This is a genomic window from Methylorubrum sp. B1-46, assembly GCF_021117295.1.
In the GTDB taxonomy this organism is placed as follows: domain Bacteria; phylum Pseudomonadota; class Alphaproteobacteria; order Rhizobiales; family Beijerinckiaceae; genus Methylobacterium.
The window spans coordinates 805205-819527 of the sequence record NZ_CP088247.1 but is presented as its reverse complement, the minus strand read 5'-3'; the positions used below and the strand labels follow the sequence as shown (position 1 = coordinate 819527).

The window sequence follows — 14323 nt, the reverse complement described above, 5'->3', positions numbered from 1 at the left end:
TGATCGGCCGGCAAGACCCGGTCCCATCGAGACGGTGGCTCCGGTTCCGCTTGCGGCGCGCGCGGTCGTAGCGCAGGAGAGACCGCTCCCGAGAGAGGCGGCCGGCATCCATGAAAAAAGTCAGTGAAATCGTCTGGGGCCTGGTCGGCCTCGCCGCGGTGGCGGTATCCTGCTACCTGCTCTGGGGTGAGTTGAAGACCCTATCCTGGGCGAGCATCGAGGCAGCCTTCGCCGCCATCCCGCTCCACCACTTCCTGCTTGCGGCCATCTCCACGCTCGTCGCCTACGCCGCGCTCGCTTGGTACGACCGGATCGCGCTGCTGCATCTGGGCGTACGCCACATCTCGTGGCTGTTCGTTTCGGTGTGCTCGTTCACGACCTACGCGCTGTCCCACAATATCGGCGCCTCGGTCTTCTCCGGCGCCCTGGTTCGTTACCGGGCCTACACCTCGAAGGGGCTTTCGGCGGCGCAGGTCGCCGTGCTGGTGGCGCTCTGCTCCTTCACCTTCGGTCTCGGCACGATCCTGCTCGGTGGCTTCGTGCTGGTCTACGATCCGGGCCTGCTGTCCCGGCTCGACAACCTTCTGCCCGCCGCGCTCACCAACCCCGCGACCTCCCGGCTCGTCGGCTTCGGTCTGCTCGCCTTCGTCGCGCTCTACGTCATCGGTTCGGTGCTGCGCTTCCGACCGCTGACGATCCGCAACTTCAAGGTCGAGTATCCCCGCCCCGGCATCATGGTGCGCCAGCTCATCGCGGCGCCGCTCGAGCTGCTCGGTGCCGCCGGCATCATCTACTTCGCCCTGCCGGATGCCCTGAATCCCGGCTTCATCGCGGTGCTCGGCATCTTCCTCGCCTCGTTCTCGGTCGCTCTGGCCTCGCATGCGCCGGGCGGCCTCGGTGTGTTCGAACTCGTGTTCTTCACCGCCATGCAGCTCCAGACCGATGCCGAGAAGGCCCCGGTGCTGGCCGCGGTGCTGATCTTCCGCCTTTTCTACCTGCTCATCCCCTTTGCCGTGGCGATCGTCGTGGTGCTTTTGTTCGAGCGCTCGCGCCTCTCGAACGCGCTCGGCAAGGATGCCAAGACGCCACCGGAGCCGCCGCTGGTGGCGCCGGGCCTCGACAACCACGTCATCGAGGAGCGGCTGGAGAAGAAGGCGGTCTGATCGACCCTTCTCGACAGATGTGGACGGCGATCGCCTTTCGGGGCGGTCGCCGTTCGCGTTTCATAGGTCCGACTTCCATGCGCACTTTGTCGCAGTGACGTACGAAGGGCGAATCCCTACGTCACGCCGCCTCAGTGGATGAGCGGGACACGCGGGCTTGCCGCCCTTTCAGGAACGGTTAAGCTTCGCCGGATTGGGGGCGTCTTGCCCCCGGATGGATATCATGGCCTCGATCAAGATACGGGTTGCCGAGGACGGCACCTGCTCGATCTGCCGCAACGGCACGATCATCAGCCGCGGGCTCACGCGTTCGCAGGCCGACGAGATGGTTGCCGTTCTGCGTGCTATCGAGGGGCACGCTTGACCTGCCGTTGAGCGAAGGCGAACCTTCGCTGCGTTCGAAGGCAGGATGCTCGATCCCGCTCTCCGAGAACAAATCAACGCAAAAGAGCCGAGCCCGCCCTTTGCTGAAGGGTGGGCTCGGCTCTTTTGCATGCGGCACCACCTCGAGACGGCTTTCGTCATCTCCCGATTTGGAGCCGGCGTTCAGTCCGACCTCACGCCGTCACACGGAGCCGACCGTCCGCAAGCGGGCGCGGGAATGAATCTCCGCCTGGCTCATCACCGGGGTCTCGCGGCGGAATCGCTCAATGATCGAGCGAACGAACGGTCGGGCCTGGACCGAGGTGACGAGTACCGGCATCTCGCCCATCCGCGCCGCCTGCTCGAAGCGGTCGCGCACCGTGTTGACGAATTCGGTGAGCTTCGAGGGTTGCATCGCGAGGTAGCGTTCCTCGCGCTCGCCGACGATCGATTCGAGGAAGGCCTGCTCCCAGGCCGGCGACAGGGTGATGATCGGCAGCGTTCCGTCCGGTCCCTGGTACTGTGCGCAGATCTGCCGGCCGAGGCGGGCGCGGACATGCTCGACGATGTCGCGCGGATTCTTCAGGTGGCCCGCGACCTCGGCGATGCCCTCGACGATGGAGCCGAGGTCGCGCACCGAGACTCGTTCCGCCAACAGCAATTGCAGCACCCGCTGGATGCCGGTGGTGGCGATCTGCGCGGGCACCACTTCCTTGAGGAGTTCGGTGTGCTCCTTGGGCAGTTCGCGCAGGAGCTTCTGCACCTCGACGTGGTTGAGCAGTTCCGAGACGTGAGCCTTGATCAGTTCGGTCAGGTGGGTCGAGATCACGGTGGCCGCATCGACCACGGTGTAGCCCTTGAGCTGGGCCTGATCCCGCAGGCCCGCATCGACCCAGGTCGCCGGCAGGCCGAAGGTCGGCTCCAAGAGGTGCTGGCCGGGAAGCTGCACCTGCCCGCCCATCGGGTCCATCGCCATGAACTGGCCGGGGAAGACTTGGCCGGTGCCTGCCTCGATTTCCTTCACTCGCACCACGTAGGTGTTGGCTTCGAGGCTCACGTTGTCGAGGATGCGCACCGAGGGCATCACGATGCCGAGCTCCGAGGCGAGCTGCCGGCGCAGGGCCTTGATCTGGTCCGTGAGCCGGTCCTGGCCCTCGCCGTTGACGAGGGCCAGCAACGCGTAGCCCATCTCCAGCTTGAGGTCGTCGAGCTTGAGCAGGTCGGTGACGGTCTCCTCCGCAGGCACCGCGCCGGCGGCGGCAGCGGCGCCGGGCGTGCCCTCGGCCGGCGTGGGCGGGTTCTCGCGCTGCGTCTTGGCGATGCGCCACGCGGCGTAGCCGGAGGCACCGCCGAGCGCGAGGAAGGGCAACATCGGCATGCCGGGCAGGAGGGCGATCAGGAACATGACGCCGGCCGACATGCCGAGGGCCTTGGGGTAGTTCGCCATCTGCTTGCCGAGGGCCTTGTCGGCCGAGCCCTTCACACCGGCCTTCGAGACGAGGATGCCGGCGGCCGTCGAGACGATCAGGGCCGGGACCTGAGAGGCCAACCCGTCGCCGATGGTGAGCAGGGTGTAGGTCTTGGCGGCCTCGGCGAAGCCGAGCCCCTGTTGGGCGACGCCGATGATGATGCCGCCGACCACGTTGATGAAGGTGATGAGGAGCGCGGCCACCGCGTCGCCGCGCACGAATTTCGAGGCGCCGTCCATGGCGCCGAAGAACGAGGATTCCTCCTCCAACGCCGAGCGCCGGGCCTTGGCCACCTTCTCGTCGATGAGCCCGGCCGAGAGGTCGGCGTCGATGGCCATCTGCTTGCCGGGCATGGCGTCGAGGGTGAAGCGGGCCGCCACTTCGGCGATGCGGCCCGAGCCCTTGGTGATGACGACGAAGTTCACGATGATCAGGATCGCGAAGACGATGATCCCGATCACGAAGTTGCCGCCCATCACGAAGTGCCCGAAGGCCTCGATGACGTGGCCGGCCGCCGCCGTGCCCTCGTGGCCATGGCCGAGGATCAGCCGGGTCGAGGCGAGGTTGAGCGCCAGCCGCAGCAGCGTCGCGACCAAGAGGAGCGTCGGGAAGACCGTGAATTCGAGCGGGTTGTCGATGAACAGCCCCGTCATCATGATCAGCACGGAGAGGATGATCGAGACGGCGAGCAGCAGGTCGAGCAGGAACGCCGGCAGCGGGAAGATCAGCACCACGAGGATGCCCATCACCGCGGTGGCGAAGAACAGGTCCGAGCGCTTCGACAGAGCCTGCAGGCTCGACCGGTCCGGCATACGCAGCGCCGCGAAGCCGCCGAGCCCGCCTGCTCCCGCTGGAACGGCCTTGGCCGCTTCGCTCATCGCGCCGAATCCCCGAAGACGAATCGCGCGGCCCACCCGCGCGACCGCACCCGGCAGGATTTGCCGGGTTCAGGGTTAGCGAGGCGTTAACGCCGGAGCGCGCGGAACCTCGATCGGCCACGGGGTTTGGTCAGGCAATCGGTCCGGCGCTCGGCTCCGGACCCCGCCGACGAGCCCGGTGACCCGTCCTGATGATGCGCGCCCTTCCGCTTCTCTTCCTCGCCCTCGCGGTGCCGGGCTCGGCCCTGGCGGCATCGGAGCCCGTTTCTCCGGCGCTCGCCCCGGCGGAGCGGGCGCACGGAGCGGTGGGCCAGCGGCTCGAGCCCGGTGCCAACAGCTTCACCGCCGCGCAGGTGCGGGCCCGACTTGCCGAGATGGGATTTCCCGAAGTCGCCGACCTGCATCTCGACGGTCAGGGCATCTGGCGCGGGCGGGCCCAGCATGCCGGTCGCACGCTGAGCGTCGGCATGGATTATCGCGGCGAAGTCGCCGCTGAGTAGGTGTCTCTCACAAAACCCCCGCTGCTCAGTCGTCTACAGAGCGAGAACGGACGGTGATCGGGAGTTTTGTGAGGCACTCTAAAGCGCCGGTTGCAACGGCCGACGCTAGAGACAAACGAGAGGAACGATCATGGCCGCACGCGCCGTCACCGCCCTGTTCGACAGCCAGGAAGACGCCGCCCGCGTCATCGACCGCATCGAGGCGGCGGGCGTGCCGCAGACGGATATCGGCATCGTGTCCCTAAACGCCGCCGATCGGACGGCGGGCGCGGTATCGACCCCGTCGACTGGTGAGCCGACGGCCGTATCCGGCGGGCACGAGAGTTCGGCGGCGGAAGGGGCGGGCGCGGGTGCCACCGTCGGCACCGTGCTCGGCGGCGGCACCGGGCTGCTTGCGAGCCTCGGCCTCCTCGCGATTCCCGGAGCCGGTCCGGTAATCGCGGCGGGATGGCTCGTCGCGACCCTGTCGGGGGCCGGTGTCGGAGCGGCCGCGGGCGGGCTGATCGGTGCCCTGACCGGCGCGGGCCTGAGCGGGGCCGATGCCGAGACCTACGCCGAAGGGATCCGCCGTGGCGGGACTTTGGTCACCGTGCGAGCGGATGGCGAGATTGCCGACCGTGTCATCGCACTGATGCAGCGCGGCGGGGCCATCGATCTCGATGAGCGCGCCGAGGGCTGGCGGGCGCAAGGATGGACCGGCGGCACCGCGGGGGCGCCCGCCGCGACCGGAACGCCCGCACCGGAGCCCGAGCCGGCCCTGATGCCGGAGCGGGCCACGCCGGCCGATCCCACGGCGCCGCACCCGACCCGGCGTCCGCCGAGCGAGATCGCCTGAGTGTCTCTCACAAAACTCCCGCCGCGCTGTCCTCGCCAGAGTGAGAACGGTCAGTGAGCGGGAGTTTTGTGAGGCACTCTGAAGCGGGGCGATCAGCTGTAGAGATATTTCCGGATCAAAACGCTGAGGCCGAACACCGCCATCGCCACCAGCGCGACGATGCTGGTGATGAGGTGCCGGCGCGGCTCGATCGCCGAGACCGGGACCACCGGGTTCACCACCGGCGTGAAGAACTCGATCTGGCGGTTGGCGATGATGCGCGCCTGCTCGCTCGCGGCGAGCACCTTGTTGTAATAGAGCAGCGCATTCTTGCGCTCGTTCTCCAGCCCCTCGAACTCCGTCATCGCCTCCGACAGCAGGCGCCGCTGCTCCGGATCGGTGCTGGTCATCTGCCGTTCGATCTTCTCGATGTTGTCGTCGAGGTCCTGGATCTGCGCCTTCAGGTCCTGGATCTGGCGCCGCTCGGGCGCGAGATCGCGCAGGCTCTGGTTGAGCTGAATCGAGAGATCGATGCGCTTCTTGCGTAGCTCCGCGATGACCGTGAGATTGTTTTTGCTGACCGCCTGCGCATCCAGCACACCGGCGCGGTTGCGCAGGTCACGCATGGCGCGCTGCACGGCGTGCAGGCGCGCCTCGGCATTCTTGAGTTCGCGCGTGCTCTCGGCCAGGGCGGCATTGCGGGCCCTCACGCTGAGTTCGTTCACCGTGCGCTCGCTCTCGTCCATCAGGGCGCGGGCGAGCCGGTAGGATTCCTCCGGGTCGAAGGCGGCGACATACAGGGTGATGATGCCACCATTGGATTCGACCTTGGTCGACACGCGCTTATGCCAGTAGCGCATGAACTTCTCGATCGGCTCGTCTGCATCGAAGCGCGAGAAGTAGTCGATGCCGTCGCGCGAGAACATTTCCCGCAGCGGCATCTGCCGCTCCATGGCCTCGACCATCTGCCGACTGGCGATGTAGCTCGTCGTGATGAGCGTGTCCTGAGCGACCATCTGCTTGGACATCGAGCTGTTGTTGCCGGTCTCTTCGTTCTGCACCTTGTCGACGTTGCCGAGCGCCGGCCGCAGAGCGAAGCGCGCCTCGGTGACGAAGCGGTCCGAGGCGATGAGATAGAAGTAGCCGGCGGTGACGAGCGTCGGCAGCAGGAACAGGGCCAGGAAGAGGGCGGGGATCCAGGGATCGCGCCGGATATGCGTCTGGTAGGCGCGAATGCCCTTCTTGTGGTCCGACTGCCGCGCGATGCGGGCGAAGCGCTTGAGCGATTCCGCGACAGCGGTCGAGCGATCGGCGGTGGTCAGCGGGGCGCTGCCCGGATTGGTGATCTCGGTGCTCATGGTGTCGGTGCTCGCACGCCCCAGCGATCCGCTGCGCGGCGGCAGGGCGCCGCGGCAGTTCGCACGCATCGGTCTCTGGCCTGCCCTCGCGGCGAAAGCGTGTCCGAGCCAACGAGACCGGCCGAGGCGAGGCCGAGCGATTCCTCAACTGTTCAGGCGGCGATAGGCCGTGATCGCCTCGTCGACGTCGTCGTAGACCACGGCCTGCCCGTTGATCAGGATCAGGGCTTGGCTGCAATACTCGCGGATCTGCTCCATGCTGTGGGAGATCAGGATCACGTCGGCGGTCTCGCGCCTTTTGTTGAACACGTCGGCGCAGCGCTTCTGAAAGCGCGCGTCGCCCACCGACAGCGTTTCGTCGATGAGGTAGGTGTCGAACGGGATCGCCATGCTCATCCCGAAGGCGAGGCGGGAGCCCATGCCGGAGGAATAGGTGCTGACCGGCATGTTCAGATAGCTGCCGAGTTCGGAGAAATCCTCCACGAATTCGAGCACGCGGCGCGGATCTTCCCCGTAAATGCGGGCGACGAAGATGACGTTATCCCGGCCCGTCATCTTGTAGTTGAAGCCGCCGGCGAAGCCGAGCGGCCACGAGACGCGAAGGCCGCGGGAAATGCGGCCTCGGGTCGGCTCTTCGACGCCGGCGATGAGCTTCATCGTGGTCGATTTGCCGGCCCCGTTGATCCCCATGATGCCGTAGCTGATGCCGGGCTTCAGGGTGAAGTTCACCCGGTCGAGGATGGTGCGCCGCCGCCCGTAGGTGGAATAGACCTTGGTGACGTTCTCGAAGCGGATCACGGTTCGATAAGCTCCGCCGGCCGACGATGCGGGCCGGCCCGCTGCAGGGGATATGCGCGCCGATTGTCCTCCGCATGACCGGCAAGGGTCGGCGCTCGGTCGCGGGCGGCTTCCGCATGATGGCACGGCAGGAAGCGTGAAAAAGCGGCGAATCTGGGGACGGCCGCTTTCACCCGCGCGGACGGGGCGCCCCCGCGCTCGCCTGATCGGTTGACGACGGGCCTGGAGCGCCTCCGCGGAGACGTCCGCGCGCGCGTGTGCATTTCCTTCGCGCGTCGATCAGGAGCGCTTAGGCGGCGACATGCCGGCCCGCCGCAGCGCCTCGGCGAGGGCGCCGTCCTGTGGTGGTGGAGCAGCCGGGGCGGGACGCCGGGGCTGCGCCTCGGAGCGGGGGGCGGCGCGCGGAGCCGACGCTCCCTCGATCGAATCGTCAAGCCGCATCGAGAGCGAGATGCGCTTGCGCGGGACATCGACGGCGAGCACCAGCACCCGCACGACGTCACCAGTCTTCACCACCTCGGAGGGCGAGGCGATCCGCTTGCGGGCCATGGCCGAGATGTGGACGAGCCCGTCCTGGTGCACGCCGATGTCGACGAAGGCACCGAAGGCCGCGACGTTGGTGACGACACCCTCCAACTGCATGCCGGGTCTGAGGTCGCCGATGGTCTCGACGCCCTCTTGGAAGCTCGCCGTCCTGAAGGCCGGGCGCGGGTCGCGGCCCGGCTTTTCCAACTCGGCGATGATGTCGCGCACGGTCGGCACGCCGAAGCGCTCGTCGGCGAAGGCAGCGGGGGAGAGCTGACGCAAAGCGGCGCTGTTGCCGATTAGAACCCGGATGTCGCTCTTCGTCGCTTCCAGAATGCGGCGCACTACCGGATAGGCTTCCGGGTGGACGCCGGAGCGGTCGAGCGGGTCCTCGCCGTCGGGGATGCGCAGGAAGCCCGCCGCGAGCTCGAAGGTCTTGGCGCCCAGACCCGGCACCTTCTTCAGCCCGGCGCGGGTGCGGAACGGGCCGTTGGTGTCGCGGTGGGTGACGATTTTTTCCGCAACCGACGCGCCGAGGCCCGAGACCTGCGCCAGCAACGGGCCGGATGCCGTGTTCACGTCCACGCCGACGGCATTCACCGCATCCTCCACCACCGCTTCGAGAGAGCGCGACAGCTTCTGCTCGGTGATGTCGTGCTGGTACTGGCCGACGCCGATGGATTTCGGGTCGATCTTCACCAGTTCGGCCAGCGGGTCCTGCAGGCGCCGGGCGATGGAGACGGCGCCGCGATGCGACACGTCGAGGTCCGGCAACTCGCGGGTGGCGATGGCCGAGGCGGAGTAGACCGAGGCGCCGGCCTCCGACACCGTGACCTTGGCCATCTTCAGATCGGCGTTGGCGGAGAGGATCTCGGTGGCGAGCCGGTCGGTCTCGCGCGAGGCGGTGCCGTTGCCGATGGCAATCAGCTCGACGCCGTGCTGGCAGCAGAGCCGGGAGAGCGAGGCCACCGCCTCCTTCCAGCGCCGCTGCGGTTCGTGCGGGTAGGTGGTCTCGACCGCCACCACCTTGCCGGTGCGGTCCACCACCGCCGCCTTCACGCCGTTGCGGTAGCCGGGATCGAGCCCGAGGGTCGCACGCCCGCCAGCGGGGGCGGCGAGCAGCAGATCCTTGAGGTTGCCGGCGAACACTTTCACCGCCGCCTCCTCGGCCCGCTCAAACAGGCGGGCGCGCAGATCCGCCTTGATGCCGGTGCGGATCTTGGTGCGCCATGCGGTGCGGACAGTCTCGAGCAGCCACGCATCCGCCGGCCGGCCCCTGGATGCGACGCCGAACCGGCGGCAGATCGCGAGTTCGAACGGCCCAGGCATGCCGGCCGGGGAGTCCTCACCTTCGACGGTCAAGGCGAGGTCGAGCACCTCCTCCTTCTCGCCGCGGAACAGGGCCAGCACCCGGTGAGATGGCATGCGCTCCAGGCGCTCTCGCCAGTCGAAATAATCGGAGAATTTCTGGCCCGCCGTCTCCTTGCCATTGCGCACCTTCGACACCGCCTCGCCGCCGCGCCAGACATCCTCGCGCAGGCGGCCGATCAGGTCGGCATCCTCGGCGAACCGCTCGATCAGGATCGCCCAGGCGCCCTCCAGGGCCGCCTCGGCCGTCTCGATGCCCTTGCCCGCATCGACGAAACCCTGCGCGGCCCGTTCCGGCACCGTCTCCGGCCGGGCGAGCAGGGTCTCGGCCAGCGGCGCGAGACCGGCTTCGCGGGCGGTCTGCGCCTTGCTGCGGCGCTTCGGGCGGAACGGCAGGTAGATGTCTTCCAGCCGCGCCTTGGTGTCGGCGCTCGCGAGGGCGGCGGCAAGGTCCGGCGTCAGCTTGCCCTGGGCGCGGATGCTCTCGGTGATGCTGGCGCGCCGGTCGCGCAATTCCCGCAGGTAGCCCAGCCGCTCCTCAAGGGTGCGAAGCTGCGCGTCGTCGAGCGAGCCGGTGGCCTCCTTGCGGTAGCGGGCGATGAACGGGACGGTGTAGCCACCGTCGAGCAGGTCCACGGCTGCCGCCACCTGTCCCTCGCGCGCACCGAGTTCCTCGGCGATCAGCAGGTTCACGCTCTTCACGGGATCGGGCCTCGGTCGCGGTGGCGGGGAAGATCGGAGCGGCCGTCCTTCTCCGATCGGGCGAGGCGGCGCAAGCGGTGCCCGCGCTTCGGAGCGTTGCTCAGTCGTCGGAGGAGAACACGCTGTCGCCGATGAAGATCATGTCGCGGTCGATCTCGGCGGGTCCTTCTGCGCGCTGAAGGCGAAGAACAGGCGCCGGCTGTGCCCGTCCGCACCGGTCAGGGTGAGGGTGTGGCGATCGAGGCGGTACTGACCGCCCTCGGGCGCGCGGCGCCGGCCGAGTGCGGTGCCGACGCCGGTGCTCGCCCCGGAATTGATCGCGCCGACCGAGCCGCCGCGCCCGTAGCGCCCATCGGCCTTGAAATCATAGCGGCTCTCGACCGCGACCGCGACGTCGCCGCCCATGGCGCTGTTGCCGCCCCCCGACAGGCGCCGGTAGGAACGCGTTACGCGCTCGCCCGCTTCGGCCGGGAAGGCCCGAAAGAAGCTGCCGTCGCCGAGCTTGTAGTCGTTCGCGTTGCCCCGCCAATCCGTCAGCACGAATTCTTGACCCTTGCGGGTCCAGCGGCCGAAGCGCCGCGGCTTTGCTGCCCGCTCGGTGGCGAGATCGACGTCTTCGAGCGCGGTGTCGCCGATTTCGTAGAATGTGCCGTCCTGCAGGAAGATCAGCGGCTCGAAATCGATCGTTACCATGCCGCCGACGCCGATACCGGTGGTGGAGCGGAAATACACCCCCTCAACCGCGTCCCAGTTCGCGGCGTGGCGTGATGGAGACGAAGCGTCCGCCATCGCTGCGGGAGAGGGCGGCGTTGCCGTCCGAGGATCGGCAGGCGTGGCAACGTCCGTCGAGGCCTTCGGCGGGGATGGCGCTTGCGGGTCGCGCGAAAGCCGGGTGCCCGCCGGCCCCGCCCTCCGCACCTTGGGCACCAGCCCGTCCTCGGTCAGCGCCAGCGCCTGCAGCTTGGCGGCGGGAATGAACTCGTTCGAGAGGGTGGCGAGGAAACGGGGCATGACGCCGAGCTGCCGCGCCGCCTTCCAGCCCGCATGGTGCAGCACCGAGCGCAGCTTGATCTGCTCGGCGAAGGCGGCCCGGTTCGCGGGCTGCGACAGCGGCGGCCTGGCCGCCATCGGCAGCACGAAGCGGCGGCGGATCGCCCGGAGCGCCGGCGGGCTCGGCTCCATGGTCGCATCGTTGGCGACCATCCATTGCAGGACGACGAAGGCGGTGAGCACGTCGCCCGCATCCGCCGGGTCGAGGCCGGTACCGTCGAGGAAGCTGCGGAAGATGGTGTCGTAATCGTACTTTGCCAGTTCCCGGCCGGCCTCGGCCGCCGCAATCGGATTGGTCGCGCGCACGGTGCGCAGATGCCGATCCACGGTCGCCTGCCGCAGATCGGGCGTGGAGGCGAAGGGCAAGCGCGGGTCCGGCTGCCCGGCATCGGGCTCACCCGGTGCCGTCTCGCCCAGCGAGCGCACATCGATCTCGGCGCTGCGCGTGCGAACCTGCTCGAACTCTCCGCGGACACCCGCACCGGCATTCTGAGCGAGGGCGGGCGCGGCCATCAGGATGAGGCCGGCGACGAGAGTCTTCCTCGTCCCAGACCGTGCAGAGATGGCGGCCCAGGCGGCGCTGCTCGACGCGGTTCTTGCGCCGGAATGGACGATCGTTGCCCTGGCGGCGCGCAGGCTCGTCCGCGTGGCCGGGCAAGGGTGCCACCCTCGCGTGGGGAAACCAGCGGCACGTGCCGCTGCCATTGCGCCACGGGCGCCGCGGCACAGCTCTCGGATCCATGGTTCTGCCTCTCGGGACCGGGACGTCAGCAGCCGCGGCAACACGAAGGCAGTGGGGGATACGTCGCGAGGCCTGAGGCGCATGGTCAATCTCCGGTCCGCTCGGGCCCGCAGGCGGAGAGGGGCAGGCGGGTGAGCAGAAAGATGCGGTTCTGCGCATCCGGCGGCACGAACCGGCCCTTGCCCCGGCACACCGCATCCGGGCTGAAGCCGGGCTCGCCCACCACGGGCTGGGAGATGCGCGAATCCGCGTCGTCGTTGACGATCCTGAGCCTGCCGTCGGGCAGGCGATCAACGGCGAAGCTGCCGGCGCAGCTCGCGCCGCGTCCGCAGCGGCGGAAGCGTCCGCCGAACTCGACGCAGCCGACCGCGCCCTCGGCCCGTCCGCCGTCGGTGAAGGCGATGCGCAGCGTCAGACCGAGCTCCGGATCGATCCGCCCGGCCTCCGGCCGCAGCCCGATCAGGCCGCGGGACGAGCCCGAGAGATGGATCGCGCTCACCACCTGCCCCGGATGGCGGGCGAGATGATCCGCGTCGTAGCTTCGGCCGTAGCAGGCGCCCGCCACGGGGAAGGCGCGCTCGGCGGCAAAGCCGATCCCCTGCGCCCGAGCGCCGCCAAGACAAACGAGAAGGCAGAGGGGAAGGAACGCGGGAAGCGCGAGGAGGCGGCGGGCAAGGCCCAAGATCGACCGCCTGCGACGCGTCACGGTCGATCGTCTCTCGAAGCGAGGGTGCGGCATCCGCCTCATGGGAACCACGCGCCGACAAGCGCCCGCAGGCCGATGCCGAGCCAGATCACTAGCGTCAGCAGCATGAAGGGCAGCATTAGGATGACGAACCATCCCATCATCATGAGGGTGTAGAGCAGGCGGCCGATATCGATGCCCGCGACAAGGCAGGGATGGGCGCTTCCCTCATCCACCCGGCAGCCGGTGAGGTGGGCCAGCGCGAAGCCGAGCGCGAACAGCAGGGCCGGGGTCCAGACGAGGACGGTCCCGGCGAGCATCATGCGCCGGCTCCGTCGCGGCCGGTCCGGTATTTGTCCATGTCCATCCATGATGCGCTCTTGCACCCGATCTCGTTGCCCGTCCGGCCGTCCTCGGACCGGCGTCTGCCGTTGCGCGAGTGGCAGCGGTTGCGGCTCACAGGGTGAAGCTCGCGACCCAGACCCGCCGCCAGCCGGGCGCGGCCGGGGCGACGATGACCTTCACCGCCCGCCGACCATCGACCAGGGTTTCGCCGCCGACGCTTCCCTCCGGGGGCGCCGCGATCCAACCGTCGAAGGCCGTGCCGAGGGGGCCGAGTCCCGGATCGGCTCCGGCTTCGAGGCCTCCTGGCACGAGGCGCGCGGCGAAGGCGTCGGCCTCCGCCACCGGCGCGTCGAGGTGCAGCAGCAGCAAGCGGTCGATTCCCGCCTCGGTGTAGGTCTTCAGGTCGCGGCGGCCGGGCGGCAGGGGCGCTTCGAGAAAGGCCTCGACCGCCGCTGGGGTCATCGTCGTCGACGCCGGGGTGCAGGCGGCGAGGGCCGACAGCACGGCGAGCGCAGCGGCGTGCGCGCGTCCGATCATGAGAAGTCCTCCTCCCGCCGTGACCGGCAGCCGGGGTGGCGGAGCGCCCCGCGCGCGTACCCCATCATGTCCCGCGTCACCGTCACGGCTCGCGCCGGTAGACGCCGCGAAAGGTGACGTTCATGCCACCGCAGGCGAGGTTGTCCTCCACCACGAGCCAGGGGCCGAGGCGCCGGAGCCAGACCTTGCAATCGTCCGCGCCGCCCTTCGCGACCGGCAGGGTGGCGTTCTCGCCCATGGCGAAGCTGGCGCCGTCGCCCGTGGGCGTGACCGTGCCGGAGATCTCGCCGAGATGGACGCCGCCGCGCTTTACCCGCTCGGGATCGCCGATGCCCCAGGTCGCGTCGCCGGCGACGGAGAGCGTGCCGGGCTTGTCGCCTCGCTTCACCTGGATGCGCCCCTCCGCCTGGGTCCAGGTGCCGAGCCAGTCGTCGAGGGCGACGGGGGCCGTCGCTTCGCTCGCCACCGCCTCAGCCGGAAGCCAGCCGGTCCGCGCCAGATCGCCCTTGGCGCCGCGATAGCTGGCGCAGACGTAGCCGCCGCGCCGCTCTCCCAGGATCACGGGATCCCCGGCCACCAGATAGGCCCGCTCGCGGCATTCGGTGGTACCATCGGGGCAGCCGTCCTGCGCCAGCCCGTCCTTGACGAAGGCGGTGCGGCCCGCCGCAACGACCCGCCCGAAGCCGAGCTCTGGCCCCTCCGAGAACGAGGGCGTGCGCCGGCACTCGTTCTTGGCGGGCGGTCCCCGATCCTGCGCCCGCACGGTTGCGGTGGCGGCGAGAAGCGCCAACAGGATCAGGCCGGGTGACCGGCGGCCCAGTCGGGGCATAGAGTGAGGATGGGTCACGGGAGCGCTCTCGGTCCGGACAATGCGAACGGGGATCATGGGGTGGATCGTGGCGGCGCTGGCCGTTCTCTCGGCGGCGGCCGGCTGGCACCTGTGGGATGTGCTGGCGCAGGATGCCTGCCTCGATGCCGGCGGGGCGTGGCGGGACGGCGCCTGCCGGCACTGACGGCGACGGGCTC

The 14323-nt window shown here is 69.1% G+C and carries 14 protein-coding genes; 5 read left to right on the top strand and 9 right to left on the bottom strand.

Annotated elements, in window-relative coordinates; genetic code table 11:
- Window positions 1-110: 110 nt before the first annotated feature.
- Window positions 111-1163, top strand: a complete 1053-nt coding sequence (locus LPC10_RS03985; RefSeq protein ID WP_231345558.1) for a lysylphosphatidylglycerol synthase domain-containing protein — start codon at window positions 111-113, stop codon at window positions 1161-1163.
- A 223-nt stretch (window positions 1164-1386) separates the two neighbouring features.
- Complete coding sequence (locus tag LPC10_RS03980; protein WP_231345557.1) at window positions 1387-1527, top strand: hypothetical protein; 141 nt, start codon at window positions 1387-1389, stop codon at window positions 1525-1527.
- A gap of 201 nt (window positions 1528-1728) precedes the next feature.
- On the opposite strand, the gene flhA is transcribed toward LPC10_RS03980, so the two are convergent.
- Window positions 1729-3873, bottom strand: coding sequence for a flagellar biosynthesis protein FlhA (gene flhA / locus LPC10_RS03975; RefSeq protein WP_231345556.1), 2145 nt, complete (start codon window positions 3871-3873; stop codon window positions 1729-1731).
- Window positions 3874-4064: 191 nt separating this feature from the next.
- Here flhA and LPC10_RS03970 point away from each other — a divergent pair, with 191 nt between their 5' ends.
- Both LPC10_RS03970 and LPC10_RS03965 read left to right on the top strand, forming a co-directional pair.
- Window positions 4065-4373, top strand: a complete 309-nt coding sequence (locus tag LPC10_RS03970) for a hypothetical protein (RefSeq protein ID WP_231345555.1) — start codon at window positions 4065-4067, stop codon at window positions 4371-4373.
- A gap of 130 nt (window positions 4374-4503) precedes the next feature.
- Window positions 4504-5208 carry a hypothetical protein gene (locus tag LPC10_RS03965; protein ID WP_231345554.1) on the top strand — a complete coding sequence of 235 codons (705 nt, stop codon included), beginning with the start codon at window positions 4504-4506 and terminating at the stop codon, window positions 5206-5208.
- 92 nt (window positions 5209-5300) lie between these two features.
- On the opposite strand, the gene LPC10_RS03960 is transcribed toward LPC10_RS03965, so the two are convergent.
- The 8 genes from LPC10_RS03960 to LPC10_RS03925 form a co-directional block, all read right to left on the bottom strand.
- A complete protein-coding gene (locus LPC10_RS03960; protein WP_370644713.1) occupies window positions 5301-6545 on the bottom strand; it encodes a capsule biosynthesis protein in 1245 nt (414 codons plus the stop codon).
- A 144-nt stretch (window positions 6546-6689) separates the two neighbouring features.
- Window positions 6690-7343, bottom strand: coding sequence for an ABC transporter ATP-binding protein (locus tag LPC10_RS03955; RefSeq protein WP_133089848.1), 654 nt, complete (start codon window positions 7341-7343; stop codon window positions 6690-6692).
- A gap of 279 nt (window positions 7344-7622) precedes the next feature.
- Window positions 7623-9938, bottom strand: a complete 2316-nt coding sequence (locus tag LPC10_RS03950; RefSeq protein ID WP_231345552.1) for a Tex family protein — start codon at window positions 9936-9938, stop codon at window positions 7623-7625.
- Window positions 9939-10076: 138 nt separating this feature from the next.
- Entirely contained in the window at window positions 10077-11501 is a 1425-nt protein-coding gene (locus LPC10_RS03945; RefSeq protein ID WP_231345551.1) for a hypothetical protein, read from the bottom strand.
- A 314-nt stretch (window positions 11502-11815) separates the two neighbouring features.
- Window positions 11816-12436: a hypothetical protein gene (locus LPC10_RS03940; RefSeq protein ID WP_231345550.1), complete on the bottom strand. Its 621-nt coding sequence runs from the start codon at window positions 12434-12436 to the stop codon at window positions 11816-11818.
- Window positions 12437-12474: 38 nt separating this feature from the next.
- A complete protein-coding gene (locus tag LPC10_RS03935; protein ID WP_231345549.1) occupies window positions 12475-12738 on the bottom strand; it encodes a hypothetical protein in 264 nt (87 codons plus the stop codon).
- Window positions 12739-12871: 133 nt separating this feature from the next.
- Window positions 12872-13297, bottom strand: a complete 426-nt coding sequence (locus LPC10_RS03930) for a hypothetical protein (protein ID WP_231345548.1) — start codon at window positions 13295-13297, stop codon at window positions 12872-12874.
- Window positions 13298-13379: 82 nt separating this feature from the next.
- Window positions 13380-14144, bottom strand: coding sequence for a hypothetical protein (locus tag LPC10_RS03925; protein WP_231345547.1), 765 nt, complete (start codon window positions 14142-14144; stop codon window positions 13380-13382).
- Window positions 14145-14181: 37 nt separating this feature from the next.
- Here LPC10_RS03925 and LPC10_RS25530 point away from each other — a divergent pair, with 37 nt between their 5' ends.
- A complete protein-coding gene (locus LPC10_RS25530; RefSeq protein ID WP_255700732.1) occupies window positions 14182-14310 on the top strand; it encodes a hypothetical protein in 129 nt (42 codons plus the stop codon).
- The last annotated feature ends 13 nt before the right edge of the window (window positions 14311-14323 follow it).

What these genes read in the sequence shown, in the direction of transcription:
- LPC10_RS03965 (WP_231345554.1), top strand. Translation starts at nt 4,504, where the DNA reads ATGGCCGCACGCGCCGTCACCGCCCTGTTCGACAGCCAGGAAGACGCC.
- LPC10_RS03985 (WP_231345558.1), top strand. Translation starts at nt 111, where the DNA reads ATGAAAAAAGTCAGTGAAATCGTCTGGGGCCTGGTCGGCCTCGCCGCG.
- LPC10_RS03930 (WP_231345548.1), bottom strand. Translation starts at nt 13,297, where the DNA reads ATGATCGGACGCGCGCACGCCGCTGCGCTCGCCGTGCTGTCGGCCCTC.
- LPC10_RS03980 (WP_231345557.1), top strand. Translation starts at nt 1,387, where the DNA reads ATGGCCTCGATCAAGATACGGGTTGCCGAGGACGGCACCTGCTCGATC.
- LPC10_RS03935 (WP_231345549.1), bottom strand. Translation starts at nt 12,738, where the DNA reads ATGATGCTCGCCGGGACCGTCCTCGTCTGGACCCCGGCCCTGCTGTTC.
- LPC10_RS03960 (WP_370644713.1), bottom strand. Translation starts at nt 6,545, where the DNA reads ATGAGCACCGAGATCACCAATCCGGGCAGCGCCCCGCTGACCACCGCC.
- LPC10_RS25530 (WP_255700732.1), top strand. Translation starts at nt 14,182, where the DNA reads ATGGGGTGGATCGTGGCGGCGCTGGCCGTTCTCTCGGCGGCGGCCGGC.
- flhA (WP_231345556.1), bottom strand. Translation starts at nt 3,873, where the DNA reads ATGAGCGAAGCGGCCAAGGCCGTTCCAGCGGGAGCAGGCGGGCTCGGC.
- LPC10_RS03970 (WP_231345555.1), top strand. Translation starts at nt 4,065, where the DNA reads ATGATGCGCGCCCTTCCGCTTCTCTTCCTCGCCCTCGCGGTGCCGGGC.
- LPC10_RS03945 (WP_231345551.1), bottom strand. Translation starts at nt 11,501, where the DNA reads ATGGCCGCGCCCGCCCTCGCTCAGAATGCCGGTGCGGGTGTCCGCGGA.